At 59.2% G+C, this 17,419-nt stretch carries 15 protein-coding genes and 2 pseudogenes; 8 read left to right on the top strand and 9 right to left on the bottom strand.

Annotated features, from left to right (window positions below):
• Window positions 1-2: 2 nt before the first annotated feature.
• Entirely contained in the window at window positions 3-1,532 is a 1,530-nt protein-coding gene (locus tag GGR62_RS13980; protein ID WP_184408476.1) for a class I adenylate-forming enzyme family protein, read from the bottom strand.
• 926 nt (window positions 1,533-2,458) lie between these two features.
• Between GGR62_RS13980 and GGR62_RS13975 the strand changes: the two are divergent.
• From GGR62_RS13975 to GGR62_RS13955, 5 genes and pseudogenes are all read left to right on the top strand, one after another.
• Window positions 2,459-3,601: pseudogene (locus GGR62_RS13975) on the top strand (IS3 family transposase).
• A gap of 185 nt (window positions 3,602-3,786) precedes the next feature.
• Window positions 3,787-4,383: a response regulator transcription factor gene (locus tag GGR62_RS13970; protein WP_184408475.1), complete on the top strand. Its 597-nt coding sequence runs from the start codon at window positions 3,787-3,789 to the stop codon at window positions 4,381-4,383.
• Complete coding sequence (locus tag GGR62_RS21460) at window positions 4,380-5,825, top strand: HAMP domain-containing sensor histidine kinase (RefSeq protein WP_184408474.1); 1,446 nt, start codon at window positions 4,380-4,382, stop codon at window positions 5,823-5,825. The genes GGR62_RS13970 and GGR62_RS21460 overlap by 4 nt, the downstream gene beginning before the upstream one ends.
• 470 nt (window positions 5,826-6,295) lie before the next feature.
• Window positions 6,296-6,592, top strand: coding sequence for a DUF1330 domain-containing protein (locus tag GGR62_RS13960; RefSeq protein ID WP_184408473.1), 297 nt, complete (start codon window positions 6,296-6,298; stop codon window positions 6,590-6,592).
• A 234-nt stretch (window positions 6,593-6,826) separates the two neighbouring features.
• The gene (locus tag GGR62_RS13955) at window positions 6,827-7,750 is read left to right on the top strand and encodes an IS1595 family transposase (protein ID WP_260306006.1); all 924 of its coding nucleotides are present in this window, start codon (window positions 6,827-6,829) and stop codon (window positions 7,748-7,750) included.
• 13 nt (window positions 7,751-7,763) lie between these two features.
• On the opposite strand, the gene GGR62_RS13950 is transcribed toward GGR62_RS13955, so the two are convergent.
• The 8 genes from GGR62_RS13950 to GGR62_RS13915 form a co-directional block, all read right to left on the bottom strand.
• Window positions 7,764-8,511, bottom strand: a protein-coding gene (locus GGR62_RS13950; protein ID WP_184408472.1) for an IS5 family transposase whose coding sequence is annotated in 2 segments (ribosomal slippage) — window positions 7,764-8,181 and window positions 8,180-8,511 — 750 coding nt in all. Because the reading frame shifts where the segments join, the coding sequence is not laid out codon by codon here.
• 83 nt (window positions 8,512-8,594) lie between these two features.
• Window positions 8,595-9,206 (bottom strand): LysE family transporter, encoded by a 612-nt coding sequence (locus tag GGR62_RS13945; RefSeq protein WP_184408471.1) that lies wholly within the window; start codon window positions 9,204-9,206, stop codon window positions 8,595-8,597.
• A gap of 32 nt (window positions 9,207-9,238) precedes the next feature.
• Window positions 9,239-9,877, bottom strand: coding sequence for an alanyl-tRNA editing protein (locus tag GGR62_RS13940; RefSeq protein WP_184408470.1), 639 nt, complete (start codon window positions 9,875-9,877; stop codon window positions 9,239-9,241).
• Window positions 9,878-9,882: 5 nt separating this feature from the next.
• Window positions 9,883-10,644, bottom strand: a complete 762-nt coding sequence (locus tag GGR62_RS13935; protein ID WP_221229200.1) for an alpha/beta fold hydrolase — start codon at window positions 10,642-10,644, stop codon at window positions 9,883-9,885.
• Between the two features lie 9 nt (window positions 10,645-10,653).
• On the bottom strand, window positions 10,654-11,076 hold the full coding sequence (gene cmaC, locus GGR62_RS13930) for a coronamic acid synthetase CmaC (RefSeq protein ID WP_184408469.1): 423 nt from the start codon (window positions 11,074-11,076) through the stop codon (window positions 10,654-10,656).
• Window positions 11,077-11,085: 9 nt separating this feature from the next.
• Window positions 11,086-12,015, bottom strand: coding sequence for a chlorinating enzyme (locus GGR62_RS13925; RefSeq protein WP_184408468.1), 930 nt, complete (start codon window positions 12,013-12,015; stop codon window positions 11,086-11,088).
• On the bottom strand, window positions 12,002-13,789 hold the full coding sequence (locus tag GGR62_RS13920; RefSeq protein ID WP_184408467.1) for a non-ribosomal peptide synthetase: 1,788 nt from the start codon (window positions 13,787-13,789) through the stop codon (window positions 12,002-12,004). Before GGR62_RS13920 ends, GGR62_RS13925 begins: the two co-directional genes overlap by 14 nt.
• Entirely contained in the window at window positions 13,786-14,634 is an 849-nt protein-coding gene (locus GGR62_RS13915; protein ID WP_184408466.1) for an alpha/beta fold hydrolase, read from the bottom strand. The genes GGR62_RS13920 and GGR62_RS13915 overlap by 4 nt, the downstream gene beginning before the upstream one ends.
• Here GGR62_RS13915 and GGR62_RS21265 point away from each other — a divergent pair.
• The 3 genes and pseudogenes from GGR62_RS21265 (at window position 14,633) to GGR62_RS13900 (ending at window position 17,349) form a co-directional block, all read left to right on the top strand.
• Window positions 14,633-14,869 (top strand): hypothetical protein, encoded by a 237-nt coding sequence (locus GGR62_RS21265; RefSeq protein ID WP_260306004.1) that lies wholly within the window; start codon window positions 14,633-14,635, stop codon window positions 14,867-14,869. The two genes, GGR62_RS13915 and GGR62_RS21265, sit on opposite strands and share 2 nt — an antisense overlap.
• A gap of 348 nt (window positions 14,870-15,217) precedes the next feature.
• Window positions 15,218-16,362: pseudogene (locus tag GGR62_RS13905) on the top strand (IS3 family transposase).
• Between the two features lie 411 nt (window positions 16,363-16,773).
• Entirely contained in the window at window positions 16,774-17,349 is a 576-nt protein-coding gene (locus GGR62_RS13900; protein WP_184408464.1) for a hypothetical protein, read from the top strand.
• The last annotated feature ends 70 nt before the right edge of the window (window positions 17,350-17,419 follow it).

Here is a 17,419-nt window from a genome sequence, read left to right as displayed (position 1 = left end):
GACTAGGTAGAGGGCGCGGAGCCGAGGATCTCTCGGTAGTCGCTCGCCAATTGCTTGCGGCTCACCTTGCCCGTGGAGGACAGCGGAATGTGCTCGACGAACAGGTATTGGCGGGGGTGCTTGTATTCCGCGATCAACGCCCCGAGGTGCTGCTTCAGCCGCTGCGCGGGAAGCTCCCGCCCATTGGCGGTACGCAACAGCGCGACCGGGCGCTCGCCGATGGTGGGATCAGGAACACCAAACACCACGGCTTCGGCGATGTCGGGCAGCTTGAGCAGCGCGTGCTCGACCTCCACGGGGGAGATGGAATAAGCGTCGCATTTCAGGATGTCCTTTTCCCGACCGATGATGAGGTAGCCGCCATCGTCCTGGCGCTGCACCAGATCGCCCGTAGCCATCCAGCGCGCAGTAGGCAGGCGATCCACCTCCTGGCCGTTCCACAGCCCCAGGGTACTGGCTGGCGAGCGAATCAACAGCTCGCCGTTCTCCGTCTGTTGCAGATCGACACCGGGCAGCGGCCAGCCGATCGACGACTGCTCGGTGGCGGCGACATCGGGTTGGCAGAAGATCGGGCCGGACTCCGTCAGCCCGTAGGAACCACGCAACGCGCCGCCCCATAGGTTGCGCCAATGCCTCCCCAGTTCCGGAGGGCAGAGATCACCGCCGCTGACGCTATAGGTGCTCGTTAGCGAGGGAAGGGGAGTGGCTGACGAGGACTCGGCTGCAGCGAGCAGATTTTTGAAGTGCGAGGGAGCGCCTTTCAGAAAGCTCAGCGGCAGTCGTCGTAGCAGCGCCAGGGTCGTCTGCGCCGTCAGTTCGGGTAGCAACACGACAGCCCGCCCCTGCCGGTGCGCGGCCAGGATCATCAGGGTGCTCCAGGGCGTGATCGCGTCCAGCATCGAATGGACGGGCCCCTTGCCGAGAGCGCCTTGGGCCGTGCGGGGTGGCAGCATAGCCTCCATCAGGCCGACGGCCTGCGCCAGGGTCGCCTGGGAATGCACGATCCCCTTAGGTATGCCCGTGGTGCCGGACGTATAGAAAATCGCCGCGAGCCACTCCGCGTGGGCAGGCGTCCGCTTGCCCGGCGAAGCGACGAGCAGAGCGGACCAGGGCAGACAGTGCTCCTCCTCGAGCGCTTCCTCACCCGCGACGATCCAGGCCCGTTCCACCGTCGCACCGCCCGCGATCACCGCGGCGCAACGGCGGTAGGTTTCCTGGTCGCCGACGTAGTAACGGGCGCCACTGTGGTGGAGCAGATGCTCGATTTCGTTGGCGATAAGGCGCCTATTGATCGGCACCATCACTACGCCGATGTCCAGGCACGCATAGTACAAGGCCACTAGTTCCAGCCGATTACCCAGGTGGATAGCCAACCGGTCGCCCGGCTGCAGGCCCGCTTGCAGCAGCCCGGCGGCGACCTTGTCGGCTAGTTGCGCCAGTTCCCGGAAGGAAATCGCTCGCTGATCTTCCACCACGGCCGTGGTATTCGGCTGTTGGGCGACGATGCTGCAGAACTCAGGAAACAGACTCATACGAGATCACCTTTTTCTTGCACAGGCGTGCAGATGGGAAAAGACGAGGCGTTTGGGTTGGGTGCAGGCGCCGGGCCGAGTACGACGGCATCACTGCCTAACGCCGGCGTACAGCGGGTCGGGTGGGGTCGCCGCTGCTCGACTGGTAGGGCAAACCAGAAGTGGCGTGTCGTGCCGGGTTGCAAGCGTGGAGTCGCTGCCAAAGAGATGGGCCCCGTTCCGTAGGCAAGCAGCCGAAACAACCCTGCCTGGAGTGCAGCCGTCAGGACGTGAGAGCAGATTCCGTCCGTGCAGGGGGGAAATACCAGCATGGTGGCATTCCAAGGTGGCTCTGTAGCACTTAATGACTGATCGCAAGGAGGGCCACCTTCCCCTTAGGGTTCACCGCAGGACGGAAGCCGGCTGCTTTTTCAAGGAGGCGACCCACGTTCAACCACGAATTGACCTTAAAGGCGCAACGAGCGGAGACCCATAGTCCATTTTGACGAAAAGTATGGTGGCCCACCCACCCGGAGAGCTTATTGGGCGTTAATAGTCGTCACAGAGTTGTTCAATGAGCAGACAACATCGTTCCTTTACGCTCGACTTCAAGCGTGAGACGGCCCGTTCGCTGGGTCGGGTCGGGTCGGGTCGGGTCGGCGCAGCGTCGCTGGATGCATCAGCCTCGGATAGAGCGTGGCGGGGTTGCGCTCGCGCGCAAGGGGCTAATGCCCGGCACTGGAAGAAGACCCAGGCGCTGGAAGCCCAGGCCAATCGGTGAAGCGTGAGAAACGGATCCTCGGTTACCTGGGCGCCGCACAAGCGCAACAAGACATCGGCAGATACTGCTGCAGCGCTGCGACCAGCAGTAGCCACACCATTTACTGGTCTAATTCTCATGGACGCCTCGATAGGGGATGATCACCCCAACGAGCCCCGCGCAAGCTATGACGAAAAACCGCAGAACCTTTCGATACCGCCTTCAGACTACAGGTGGTGCAGATGATCCGAGAGCAGGGCCTGAGCGTGGCGCAGGTGTGCCGCGACCAGCACCTGCATAGACAGCGCTGTGCGCCGCTGGCTTGCCCAGTACGATGCCGAGCAGACCGGCCAAGCCGGCATCGGCAAGGCGCTGACGTCCGAGCAGCAGCGCATTCGTGAATTGGAGCGGGACAACCAGCGCCTGCGCGAGGACGTCTCGATCTTAAAAAAGCATCGGCCTTCTTCGCCCGGGAACTGAAGTGATCCAGCAGGTGATCGAGCAGTGGGAGAAGAAGGCCGATACCGCCCGCCTGTGCCGATTGCTGGACGTGAGTCGCTCGGGCGTCTATGCCGCCAGTCGGCGACGGCGAGTACCGCGCGCGTGCACGCTCACAACGCCGCTGCAGGCTGCCTTCCAGGCCAGTGGCGGCAACTACGGAAGCCGTCGGCTGTGTGCGGCTTTGCAGGCCCAGGGGCTGGCGGCGGGGCGTTACCGCGTCCGCCGCCTGATGAAACAGCTGGGCCTGAAGGCGCACTGGAAACACAAATTCGTGCACACCACCGACAGCCGACATGACCTGCCAGTGGCAGCCAACCTGTTGGACTCGGCGCTTCAATCCCGGTGCCCCCGATCAAGCATGGGTGGCCGATATCACCTACATCCGTACCGAACGCGGCGGGCTGTATCTGGTCGCCGTTTTGGACCTGTACTCGCGCAAGATCGTCGGTTGGGCGATGGCGCCGAACATGCCCGCCGAGTTGGTCTGAACAGCGTTGCAAATGGCCATCGCCCTGCGCCAGCCCAAGCCGGGACTGATCGTGCATAGCGACCGTGGCAGCCAGTACGCCACCAGGCCCACCGCGATCTGCTGGCCAAGCACAAGCGCGTGGCCAGCATGAGCCGCAAGGGCAACTGCTGGGACAACGCGGTGATGGAGCGGTTCTCCCTGAACCAGAAAATGGAGCGTGTCTGGCAGCGCCGCTACGCCAACCACAACGAGGCCATCGCGGACATCACCCACTACATCGTCGGCTTCTACAACACCCACCGACTGCGCTCGACCTTCGGCTACAGATTACCAGCCGACTACGAGAAAGCCACTACCTGAAATTGCATATCGCGGTGTCCACAAATTGCATATCGCGGTGTCCACTAAAACTTGACCACGACACCAATTCAAGGGTGGACTGCCGCCTATGATTGCCGAGAAGAAACGTAACCCGATCCGTAATTAGTTCACCAACACAACAGTGGTTTGGCTAGGCGATGTACTGACTGAGGTTTAAGAAGTCCATGCCGAACGCTTCGATCCTGCTCATTGATGATCACGCACTGTTCCGCTCCAGCGTGGCCCTGATGTTGGAAATGAGACTGGCGCAGATGACGGTCAGCGAAGCCAGCACGATCGAGGAGGCGCTTGCCCAGGTGTTGCCGGTACCCGACCTCATACTGCTCGATGTGCAACTGAAAGGTGCCAATGGCCTGGAAGGTATCGCCTTGCTGCTGGAGCGCTGGCCGCTGGCGAAGGTGGTGATCGTGTCAGCCTTCGACCAGGAGGCGATCGTGTGCGAGGCGATCCAACGAGGTGCGGTGGAGTTTCACGCCAAGACGGAATGTCCGGAGCGCTTTCTGCAGCGGATCCAGGCGCTGATCTCCGGGGAGCCACCCGAACCAATGACTACCGCCGCCACTCCTTTGTCGCTCACTCCACGCCAGCGCGAGGTGCTCGGGTTGCTGTGCCACGGGTTGACGAACAAGGCGATTGCCTTGCAGCTCTGGCGCTCGGAGCACACGGTCCGCAGCCATGTCCAGGCAATACTGACCATCCTCCAGGTGTCCAGCCGTACCGAAGCGGCCGATGCCGCACGCCGCCTAGGACTCGTCCTGTGAGGCATGATGCCCGCTCATGCCAGGAGGCCTTACGGCTCATCCTGGACGAACTCACCCAATCACTGGTCAAGACCACCCTGCTTGCTACCAGCCTGATCTTGATCTTCACCCTGCTCGACGGCTTCCATGCCAGCTTTTCCTGGGCGCCCCTCGCCCCACTGAGCAATGACTGGGCCCCTGACCTTATCCAAACGCAATTGTTGCTTTGGTATGTCGCCGTCTTGAGTCTTAGGATGTGGCAAGTAATATATGCTCGCCGGGTATTAAGATTCGGCCTGGACGTTGGCCTGGTGCAGCCAGTGACTCTGGTGCTGATGCTGGCGGGGACCTTGGAAGGCGTCGTCTGGACCATGCTGTGCGGAATTGCCCTGCAGCAGGCATTTCCTACGCCCTTCAGCGCCTTGCTGCTGGTGCTGCTCGCCGCGCTCGGCAATGTCAACGCGTCCCTGAAGTGCGCTGTGCCCAGTCTGTACTTGGGAAGCGTCCTGCTGCCGGCGGTACTGATCGCTATGTGGCTTCTGCGCGTTGGCGATGACCTGCACAAGATCCTGAGCATCACTTTCCTGCTCTATGGCCTGGGACTCTGCCAATGGGCACGCACGGGTGGGGAGCGTCTGGTTGAGCAATTGAAACGGCAATTGCTGCTGGATGAGACCACCCAGCGGGCACACCGTGACCTGCAGCAGGTACGCATCGCCTTGCATCGTGCGCGGCAGTCGGATAAGGCCCGCTGTCAGCTACTGGCTGGCGCCAGCCATGACCTGCGCCAGTCCCTGCAGGCTCAGGGATTCTTTCTGGCAGCCTTGGCCGGCAGTTCGCTCGGTCCCCAACAACGGCAACTGCTGGTCAAGGCCCGGACGGCCGTCACGACCACTACCGACATGCTGAATACGGTTCTGGACCTATCACGCATCGAACTGGGAGCCTTGCAGCCGACCTTGCACGTTTTTGCCCTGCAGCCGCTGCTGGATAGGCTGGAAATTGAGCTGGCACCCCTCGCCAACGGCAAGGGCCTCAGCTACCGCACGCGGGATACGGAGCTACTGTCATTGTCCGATCCCGCCTTGCTGGAGCTGATACTGCGAAATCTCATCAACAATGCGATCCGCTACACCCTGAGAGGGGGCGTCTTGGTCGCTTGCCGGCGGCGCCATGGCTGCACCAAGATCGAAGTCGTCGACACCGGTATCGGTATCGCTCCCCAGCATCAACAGGAAATCTTCCGCGACTTTCATCAACTTGACCATTCGAACCGGCACACCCACGAAGGGCTAGGTCTGGGGCTTGCCATCGTTGCCAGGTTGGCCCGTCTCTTGGGCCATCCCTTGACCCTGGTTTCCCGAGAGGGGCACGGCAGCACTTTCCGCGTGCATCTCCCCTTGGTCAGGCCGGTGCTAGCCGCCGGTGAGAGGGTCCTCGTGCCCGATACATCCAAGACTTAGCGAGAGTCTTGGATGCCGGCGACGTTTTACCGAGCGCCTGAGCTGCAAGGCTGTTGGTACCTTCCAGCTGCACATCGAACAGTATGAGATCGGGTGCCGGCAACGCCTGAGCAAGCCGCTCCTCGATCCTGCCGGCTTCGCTGACCGCCGTCCCCGGCAGCCTCTCTTAACAACATCAGGGCCACGCTGGAACGGAACAAGGCGTGAGCATCAATGAGCAAGCTCGAAGAGCTCGGCATGGACTCCGTATACCTCCAGTAAATCCTATCCCCGGGGCCCTTTTCGTCAAAATGGACTATGGGCGCTCGCCCGGTACGCCTTTAAGGTCGGCTTGTGATTGAGCGTGGGCCGTCTCCTTGAAGGAGCAGATGGCTTGCTTCCCTATGATAAGCCCATGGCGAAGGTGACCCTCTTGGCAAAAAATTATGGCACCCGCTTTCGGGATTTTGCTTTGATGCGTGGAGGGTTAAATGAGCGCCTATCTTATTGGTAAAATGAAAATCACCGACCAAGCCCGGTATAATAACTACAAGCGGCTAACGCCTGATATTGTGAAAGCTCATGGAGGCCGCTTCATCTCGAGGGACGGCGAGAAGTTTTTTTTGGAGGGAGAGGCTGAAAGCCGTCGCGTGGTCATTGTAGAGTTTCCTTCGGTTGATGCAGCACAGAATTTCTACCACTCTGAAGAGTACAAAAGAGCTAGAGAGCTCCGCGAAGGTGCGGCCGACGGCATGCAGTTGTTCATTGTAGAAGGATTGGACAACTAGAGTTCATATGACCCGCCAGGGGCTCTTAGAGCGGCTAACAAAACCCAGGAAGAAGCCGTAAGCAGATGATGGAACATGCAAGCGAGAGCAGTGCCAAGTGGATACCTGATTAGCCCTGACCTTCAGCCGCCAGTCGCAGGATCTGCGCCGCGCTTTGTGGATGCTGCAGTCACCTGAAGCCAATGAGGTGGCGTGATGAGCATCAATGCCGTGCAGTTCTAAGCAGGATTGTCGATGCCTGAGTTCTTCGCGTCCTACGGCACCGAGGCCAAGTGCTACCGCCCATTGTACAAGTGGCGCTGGCCGCAGGGATTTCGCTGCCCCTGCTGTGCCGGGCGGACGCGCTCGCGCTTCAAGCGTGGTGCTGTCATCTACTATCAGTGCAGCGCGTGCCGGCATCAGACCAGCCCGATTGCAGGCACGATGTTCCAAGGCACCAAACTGCCGCTGCGCACCTGGATGCTGGCGTTGCACCTGTTGACCTCGACCAAGACCAACATGGCCGCGCTGGAGCTGATGCGTCATCTGGGGGTCAACTACAAGACAGCCTGGCGGATGAAGCACAAGATCATGCAGGTCATGGCCGAGCGCGAATCCACGCGGAAACTGGCGGGTTTCGTGCAGATCGACGATGCCTATCTGGGCGGTGAGCGCAACGGTGGCAAGGTTGGACGCGGATCGGAGAACAAACAACCGTTCCTGATTGCGGTGCAGACCGATGACACCTTCACCGCACCGCGCTTTGTGGTAATCGAGCCGATGCGCAGCTTCGACAACGCCTCGCTGCAGGACTGGATTGCCCGTCGCCTGGCGCCCGGGTGCGAGGTCTACACCGATGGGCTGGCCTGTTTCCGCCGGCTGGAGGACGCCGGCCACGCGCATACCACGCTGGACACAGGCGGTGGTCGTGCTGCAACCGAAGCGACCGGTGCACGTTGGGTCAACGTGGTGCTGGGTAACCTCAAACGCGCCATAAGCGGGGTGTATTACGCCATCGCGCAAGGCAAATACGCAAGGCGGTATCTGGGAGAAGCGGCCTACCCATTTAATCGTCGATTTCGATTGCGCGACATGCTGCCACGACTTACCAAGGCCATAATGCAATCCGCACCATGGCCAGAACCGGCTTTACGCGCAGCGAGCAATTTTCACGGCTGAGAGTTAGGGCTAATCAGGAGTGGATATCGATGCGGCGTTCAAAGCGGATGCGCAGTTTACCCATGCCTGCGAACCCGGCGTGGGTGCGCTCGACGACCCAGCGATGATGGCCCAACCGGTCGTTGCGCTCGATCCCTTTGCGGGCGATCCGCGCAATGATGCCGCGTTGCTTGAGAACGGTGCGACACCGTTGGACGTCGTAGGCTTTGTCGGCATGCAGTTTGTCTGGCCAGCGTCGCGGATGCCCTGGTTTACCGGAGATGGCAGGCAAGGCATCAAGCAACTCCTCGAACACGACAGAGTCGTGCCGATTGGCCCCAGTGATGCAGACTACCAAGGGCACGCCGTTGCGATCGACGATCATATGCCGTTTGCTGCCGAGTTTGCCGCGATCTGTCGGGTTTGGCCCGGTGTAGGCCCCCCCGGGGGGAGGCCACACTGGCCGCGTCCAGACTGGCTCGGCTCAGATCCAGCGCATCGGCGCGACGTAACTCGGCCAGCAACACCTGATGCAGACGATGCCACACACCGGCAGCCTGCCAATCACGCAACCGGCGCCAACAGGTCATGCCGCTGCCATACCCCAGTTCCGCAGGCAGGTCCTCCCAGGGGATACCGGTCCGCAGGACATAGACAATGCCGTTGAGGGCTTGCTGATCACTGATACGCGGTCGTCCACCTTTGGGCGAGCGCTTTACTTGCGGAATCAATGGTTCGATGCGCTTCCACAGCGCTATGGGGATCTCTTTGCGACGTGTCATGTGGGCAATTTTGCCTCCGTGGAGACAAGATTCAAGTGTTTTTATTAGCCGCTCTTAGTCGTATTTCCGCAGCCTGCTAACCCCTAAAAAGCCACGCTGCTCTTGATCAGTGAGTCAGTCAATTGGGAAAGGATCGCCACCGCGAAGCAGCAAATGATCACCGAGGCGGTGCGATTGATGTTCAGCGTTGTAAGCCAGGCGTGCCTGCTGCGTTTGATGTATGCGCCAAGCAGCACCCAGGCGCAGCCAATCGGGATTACCGTCAGACTTAGTTGTACGACGAAATACAGGTACAGCGTGATATCGGTAAAGGTCTGCTCGGGAGCGATGAACGAGACCACCAATAGACCCTTGGGGTTAATAAGGGTCAGCCGAAAAAAATAAAGATTGGAGATCTGGTCCTTGGGTGATGGATGGCGCGGGTTGTCGAGATCGCGCCATAGCCGGTATGAGGTTTTGATCAGATAAGCCACTGATATTAGTTGCATCACTTTCAGGCACCAGGGTGCGCTGTCACCGATATGGCTGAGAAGACACCCCCAGAAGGAAATCTGCAATAGGTAGGCTGAGTACTCCAGCAGGCTCAAAGACCAGGCACGCCGTAAGCCGCTTAGCGCTCCAGACCGCAGCAGTAGTGTGTTCGTAGGTCCCGGCATCAATAGCAACAACCCAAGTGCAGACATGATGTTGAGCATGATGGCTGTCTCCCAGTGCCACTCTTGGGCAGTCAATCCACTAGGTAAATTTCGACGCGCTCTTTGTGCGCCCCGATGTTGTTGCGCTTGAGGCGAATGCGCCCGACCTCGTCCGTGTTGCGCAGATGGGTGCCGCCACAAGGCACCGTGGAAAATCCCTCGATGTACCAGCAACGGCGCAACCGGTCGGCGTCGGTAAAGCGACTTTCAATTGGTAGAGCGGCGGCTACCAGAAGCTCTACATCCTGCAGGATCTCCGGGAAGTACTGACTGATATTGCCTTCCAAGGCAAAGTCGATCCGCGCTTTATGTTGGCCGATATGCGCACCGATCTTTTCCAGACCTGGGAATTTCCTGTAGAACAACTCCAGCACGATTTCAGCGGCAAAATGCAAGCGCATAAGTGCATATCGGCGAGGCCAATCGATCTCCACGCTGACTAGATCACCCACGACAAAGTCAGGCTCTCTGGCCAAGCGATAGATGATGCGCTCGTCGACAACCGTGGCCTGGGTGACTTCGATGCGGTTGATGTAACCCTTATCCGACTCCTGGCCACCGGATTCGGCGAAGAAAATCGTCGGGCTGATAACCACGTCGCGCCCATCAATGCTTAGCACCTGAGCGTCTAGGGACGAGAGATAAGGGGTGGTCCAGAATGCACGTTCCATGACGCTCAGCTGCCTTGTTCGTCCAGAGTGGTTAAAAGTGGCAGGTACAAACGCTGAAAATCGATGTTGAAGAAAAAATGTCCGCCGGGCACGCATTCGCTATGGAAGCTTGTGCTGGTGTAGCGCTGCCATTCGTCCAGGCGTTGGAGCTCAAGCAATGGGTCGTCCCGGCCACCGAGAACGTACAGGGGCACTGGCAGCGGTCGGATAAAGCGATAAGTGAGTTGTGCATTGAGCGCCAAGTCAGCTTTGAGCTTGCTCAGCGCCTGCCTGGCGAAACTGCAGGAGGCATCCGTCGGCAGTGGCAAGGGGCTCTCTGAGCGTACGTGCCGCCACAGTTGCTGGTCGTCCATCGCACCCAGTAGCGGTGAGTAGCCGGTATGGGGCGGCATGCGCCCTGACAGGATCAAATGCGTCGGCAGCGGCTGGTTGCGTTCGGCTAGCGCGTGGGTTACATCCAGCGCCAACCCAGCACCGAAGCTGTGGCCGTAAAACGCATAGGGTATGCCTACGCCTTGCAGTGCATCGACGATCGCCTCGATAACCTGCGCGACCCGCGTGACCGGCGCTTCCGTACTCCGCTCCTCGCGCCCAGGTAGTTTCACGGCCCATGCCGTAACGCCGACATCGGCTAGCCGGCTCAAACCATTGAACGCTGAGGCGCCACCCCCTCCATAAGGAAAACATAGCAGCAGGCGAGCAGCGTTCATCGGGGCGCCTGGCAGGGGGGCAAGCCAGGGCCGTTGCACCACCAAAGGATCGGCCATGGCTGCTCCTCAACCGGTGATCTCAAACAGGCCCACCGCGGGGTGGAACATGTGCGAGGTTGTCAGCGAGCGATGTTCCTCCGTGGCCGGATAAGGAATGGTCATGGGTGCGGTTACCGTGACGCCTCCGATACGTGCCAGAGACGTCTGGACAGTCTGGATATCGCTGACCCTGAAGGCTGCGTGGTAGATACAGGCCTCCACATTCACCAGGAGCCGGCTGACCACGCTGTCAGGTCGAAAGGGTTCGACCACTTCCACGATTTCGCCGACTGGCGAGTGCAGCTTGGTTATCAACACGCCAAACTTCTCGATGGGTTGTTTGTGGAACAGCACTTCGAACCCCAGGGCCGCGAAGAACGCGGAGGTTTTCTCCGTAGACCGGGTGGCATAGGCGATGTGATCGATTGCCAGGTAAGAGGGCTGTTCCATGATCGATCCTCAGTAAATGACTAGTGGCTTCAAGTCCATGCCGCTGAGGCTCTTGCTGGCCACTCTGTTCTGGCGGTCGGTGGTGGTACCGGCCACCTGCACCACGCTGAACCGGTCAAGCCGATACTCGCCCCCGAATTCCTTGACGTAATCTGTATCTGGGTAAACCTTGACCCGTCCGGGTACGTAGCGGGCCACATAGCCCAGGCGAGTCTTGTCGGTTGTCGAGTTGGGTAGCGAGCTGTGCATCAGCATCGAGCGGAAGATTACGAACTGGCCCGCTTTCATCACGATCGGCACTGCCGAGGCGTCATCCGGCTTCCACGACTTGTCCTTTTGCAGCGTGGTGTAGTCGTAGCCTTGGAATCCCCGTGCATACTGCCCCTTGACCACATTGTTGTTGGCAACCGGGTCGAAGGTCATGCCTTTGGATTCATCGTAGTTCATGTGCTTGTGGCTGCCGGGGATAAATTGCATGCAGCCGTTTTCTTCGGTGGCATCGGTGAAACCCGTCCACACATTGATAGCGCCGCCGAACGGCTCGCCCTCGGGCCATACCAGTTGCGGCTCGCCTGATGCGTGACCAAAGGTGTCTGCCTGGTGCCAGTCAGTACCTTCGTTGCCTGGGTATTTAGGAATGAACTCGCTACGCCAGCAGATGACGTCCGGACCGAGGATGCTGCGCACCCGGTGCACGATCTCCCTGCGAAACACATGACGGGTCAGCAAGTCCACATCCAGGTGGCGGTCGTAGTTGGTGATCTGGGCATCCAACGGCGCGTCGTAGGGCGCATGGGTACGGTTGAACAGTTGTGCTCGGACCGTCTTATGCAGCTGTTTCATCTCTTCAGGCTCATAGAGCGTGAAGGGACCGATATACCCATCCCGATCAAATTGCTGAAGCTCCTCTTCCGTCAACGAAAAGTCAGTGATTTCCATGTTGGCTCCTGATAGAAGTTACTGGGTCTTCATGGGTTGCGTAGTACTGCACCCACTCTTGCAAGGTGTTCAGCCTGGCGACTTCGTCGTAAGGGGCTCTTCTGCCGAGTAGTTCGTTGATGCGGCTATGGGCCATGACCACGCTCAAGGATGAGGCGCCATATCCATAAATTGAGCTTTCCAGCTGCAGGTTGCTGGTGCCGAGGATACCCGACCAGATATCCAGCACTGCCGAGCCGGCCTGCAGGGACGTCACCGCGACCTGCTCCGGTGGCGGTAAGGAACGCTTGTCGACCTTGCCATTGGCTGTCAACGGAAGTTCCGCCAAGTAGTGTATCCGCGCCGGTACCATGTAACGGGGAAGCCGGTCGCCCAGTAGTCTCATGAGCTGGTCTTCTTCAACAATTGGCCAGCCATACTGGAACACGATGTAAGCGTGCAGGCTGTTTTCCAATTCGTTCATGGCATGCGCCTGCACCACCGCCTGGGCGACACCAGGCAGTTGGGTCAGCGCATGCTCGACCTCGGCGATCTCTACTCGGAAGCCTTTGATCTTTACCTGTTCGTCGATGCGGCCCTGGTAGAAAAGCCTGCCGTGCTCATCTTGGATGACATAATCGCCGGTCCGGTAATAGGTGCCTTCCGGTAGTTGCAGAAAGCGGGTCTGAGTCAAAGCTTCGTCGAGGTAACCCAGGGCCAGATTGACGCCCGTGAGTAGCAACTCGCCGGGTGTGCCGATCTCTACCTCTTGCAGTTGGGGGTCGACAACCTTTCCATGCACCTGGCTTAGGAAGTGGCCGATGGGCAGTGCGTCACGCTCAGCGTCCTCAGGCTTGTTCAGGCTGTACCAAGTGGAGAACACCGTATTCTCGGTCGGGCCGTAGCCATTCACCAAGGTGATGCTGGGGTTGGCCAGCAGCAGTGCGCGGGCATGCACCGGTTTGAGTACTTCGCCGCCAACGTAGAGCACCCGTACCGCGTCGAGCATTGAAAGGCGGTGCTGCGCCACCAGGTGAAACAGTGAGGTGGTCAGTAACAGCACATCACACCTAGCCGCCCGTACGCAGTGATCCAGTGCATCTATATTGAACGCGCCAGGTTGCAGGGTGAGGCGAGCACCGGTCAGCAGCGGTACCCAGATTTCGAACAAGGCAGCATCGAAGCCGATGGACGAATGATGTACATAGCTGCCGGGCTTGCCCTGGACTTGGTGCTGTACGTTGTCTACTAGATTCAGCAACCCATCATGGCTTATGCGTACCCCTTTGGGGACGCCGGTAGTGCCAGAGGTAAACATCACCGTTATCACCGAGGCATCCTCCATACGCCGTCGCATAGGCTGGCGTAGCGCGGGACCGTCGGAGCTCAGGGTGCCGCAGTCGTCCAGCCGAAAGCACGTTAGCCGCGGGTCAGGGCGACAGTCTGCTGGCTGACCGAGCAATAGCACATGGGTGCAGCCCAATTGCTCCAGCAAGGCGATCAGGCGTTTGTTTGGTGTGCCTGGTTCAATGGCGACGTAGGCAATTCCTAGTTTGCAGCAGGCCAGTACCGTTACCAGATACTCAAGGCACCGGTTGGCCAGCAGCGGCAGGTAAGGATGGTCTGCCAGACCATGACTTGTTAGCTCTTCGCTACGTTCCAGCACCTGCGTCTGGAGCTGTTGATAGGTAACTAGTGTTCCTTCCTCGACTACCGCAATTGCGTCTGCCGCTTGCGTGCAGACCGACTCGAATCGGCGGTAGGCTTTGGGGGGGACTGAAGGGTGGGAGTTCATTGAACGGCCCTCTGCTTGTGAAGGGCCAGAAAACGGGTTATCGCCTGGTACAAATGTTCGCGGCCATCGACAAAATCGTGGTGCTGGCCATCAGGGTCTTCCACCAGTTCACTGTGAGGGAGCAACTGGGCGATGTACCGGGAAGATGCGGTGTCGGTATAACGGTCCTGGCTGCCGCACCACACCAGCGTGGGCGTCTTTAAGGTCTGCGCAGTCCTGGCCAGTTCCAGGCTCGCCAGGCTGTTGAGGAACATTAGGTACTGGCGAAACGCAGACAGGTCTCGCAGCGGGCGAACCTGCTGGTAGCGATAGTCACTCGGGGTATAGGCGCTGTTGGTATACAACAGACTTACGGCTTCGTAGACCTGGGCGCAATTGCCTTGGGGAATGGACTGCATCATACGCTCCACGTCGCGCTCGTATTGGCTCTTGATCACCCCGTCATCTTTGAGAAAGTACGCGCCATTAAGCAGTAGCAAGGTGCGACAAGCACCTTGGCCGGCTGCCAAGAGTGCTAAGGGCGCTGAGGAGCAATAGCCTACCAGTGCATCTAGCCGCACGGTTTCTGGCAGTGCTGCATTGAACTGGCGGATAAAGTCCGCAACGCCTTCTTCGGGATTGACTCCGGGTGCGTTGGCGTACGCCAGCCAGGTGTCGCTTTCCAGGATGATCAGATTGAAATGGCTGATCAGAAAGAGTGCGGCGTTCTTCATGTAGAAGCACTGGGTACCCACGGGCGACAACAATAGGAGGGTTTCTCTGGCGGGGTCGAACGGCAAGCTCTGGACACAGATCACCTTTCCGGCTCGCTCTAGCTCCAGGTTCAGTGTCACCAGGCTGTGCATGGCAACCCTCTCAGGCTTTGTCTGCCACAGGGGCGACTTGCAACTGCACAAGCACCGTTTGCTTGCAGGGCGCCAGGAAGAACTGCTCCATATTGATGTTGGCGCCAAACGCCTCGTTTATCTGACCAATCAACTGGATAGCTGTGAGAGAATTGGCACCCAGGTCGAAGATATCTTCGTCGTTTCCCACTGGACGCTGAAAAATGGCCTCAAAGATCTGATCGATTTTTGCTGAGCTCATGGTTTACCTGCCTCGTCGTCAATAAGGGGGACGGTTGCCCGGCACATCGGTAAGCTTCACACCACAGCGCGACAGCCGGCGGCCTGCAGGAGGCTGACGTGGGGCGATTGCTCGTTCAAGGAGACGGCCCGCGCTCAACCACGAACCGACCTTAAAGGCGTACCGGGCGAGCGCCCATAGTCCATTTTGACGAAAAGGGCCCAGGGGATAGGATTTACTGGAGGTATACGGAGTCCATGCCGAGTGTGGTGTTTCAGAAGTTCGCGCAAGAATTGATACTGATACGCCCAGGGTTTCCTAGACATCTCAAGGCCATGGAAAATGGTCGATTCGGAGGTGTCTATGAGCAGCAAGCGGTATACGGATGAGTTCAAGATCGAGGCGGTCCGGCAAGTGACTGATCGTGGGTTCCAAGGTGGCAGAAGTCGCTGAGCGCCTGGGTGTCACCACGCACAGCTTCTACGCTTGGCTGCGCACGTTCGGCAAGTCTGGCGTGGTGCATCGCGCCGAGGTGGACCAGAGCGCCGAGGTTCGGCGGCTGAAGGCCGAGTTGCGTCGGGTCACCGAGGAACGCGACATCCTAAAAAAGGCCGCCGCGTACTTTGCCAAGGGGTAAAGGCAAAGTACGCCTTCATGCAAGCCCACTGCGGGGAATTCAGGGTGTGTGCGATGTGCCGGGTGTTGCGGGTCAACCGGGCGGGTTATTACGCCTGGTTACGCTCGCCCGACAGTGCGCGCGCAAAGGAAGACCAACGCCTGCTGGGATTGATCAAGCACCACTGGCTGGCCAGCGGCAGTGTCTATGGGCATCGCAAGATTACGAAGGATCTGCGCGATCTGGGTGAGCGTTGCAGTCGCCATCGGGTGCATCGGCTGATGGCGCCGAAGGACTGCGTGCCCAGGTGAACTATGGCCGCAAACCGCGCTTCCATGGTGGAACGCAGTGCAAGGCGGCGGCCAACCTGCTTGATCGGCAGTTCGACGTGACCGAGCCGGACACGGCTTGGGCCAGTGATTTCACCTTCATCCGCACGCACGAAGGCTGGATGTACCTGGCTGTGGTGATCGATCTGTTTTCCAGACAGGTGGTCGGCTGGGCGATGCGCGATCGGGCCGATACCGAGTTGGTCGTGCAGGCCCTGCTATCGGCAGTGTGGCGGCGCAAACCCGCCTCCGGCTGCCTGGTTCACTCGGACCAAGGGTCGGTCTACACCAGCGACGACCGGCGCAGTTTTCTGGCATCCAATGGCTTGGTCTGCAGCATGAGTCGGCGCGGCAACTGCCACGACAATGCCCCGGTGGAGAGCTTCTTCGGCCTGCTCAAACGCGAGCGGATCAGGCGGCGGGTCTATCCCACCAAGGACGCCGCTCGCGCCGAGGTATTCGACTACATCGAGATGTTCTACAACCCCAAACGCCGTCATGGTTCAACTGGCGATCTGTCGCCTGTAGAGTTTGAACGGCGCTACGCGCAACGAGGGTCTTGAGTGTCTACGGAACCCTGGGCGTATCAAACAGACACCAGTAAAGCTTCGGATTAGGCATGTTTATCAGGGCTACGAACCATTAGGGTCAGGAACCCCAGGCATATTCGGAGAACCGGCGAGCGGGGGTAGCGATCATCAGTGGTGCTTGAGGACTTGCTGGGAACCTGCGTTGTCCCGGAAGCGGACCACAGGATCATGTTCACGATTCCGGCAACCATGCGGTGCTGCTATCGCGCAGATCGACACTATGAGTATGGGGGGGCGTGCCGGTGCTAATCTTGGCACCTACGCTCAGGGGCAATCCGCGACGTGCCAGCCGACTACGGAAAGGTCAAATCAGCGCTACGGAAGGTGCCCTTAGAGGATTCGCTTCGCCACGTGTGGCAGTACTCAAGGCTCGTGTCGGGTCAGGTGAAGCTACCTGACAGCTATGTCCACCGGGATGAGCGGGGCTACTCCCACGATATCGAGAAGTATCTTCACCCTCACCAGGTGGAGCTTCTGGCTCGCGAGCTGCTTTTGCATGCAGACAGGAGTGGGAGACCTACAGGCCATTCTCTGGCGAATTGGCCGGACTTTGCCAACGTAAAGAGTGCTTTGGATACGTTCGCCAATGACGTACACGAGGACAATCCAAACACTGACATCATGCTGACGCTGCACCGGATTGCGCAGGCCCAATTTCCGCGGTTCAGCCGACTGACACGTGCCAAGATCGGTCGCTACCTGGCGATGTACCGAACGCCAGCACTTCGGGCGATCTTCGAAGAGCATATGGGCATCGATGTCGACACATACTTCGTCCTGACGTTTGCCGTGATCGCATCAGCACTCAGCCGGGTACAGATGAACACCATGACGGACTACGAAATTCTGGGGGTGGATAGATCGCAGTCGACACGCTTCTTCGAACGCATCAGCGGTAGCTTGGAGCCGATGCGCAAGAAGCTAATTGATACCCAGCGACGTCCCCCCGATTTTGAGTAGCACGCCAGTTTGGAGTCCAATTCCCTACCCCGAAGGAGATTGGACGTGAAGAAACGTTTTACTGACGAGC

This window comes from Xanthomonas sp. 3075 (assembly GCF_014197275.1).
GTDB lineage: Bacteria > Pseudomonadota > Gammaproteobacteria > Xanthomonadales > Xanthomonadaceae > Xanthomonas > Xanthomonas campestris_B.
This window is presented reverse-complemented; position numbering and strand designations above follow the sequence as displayed.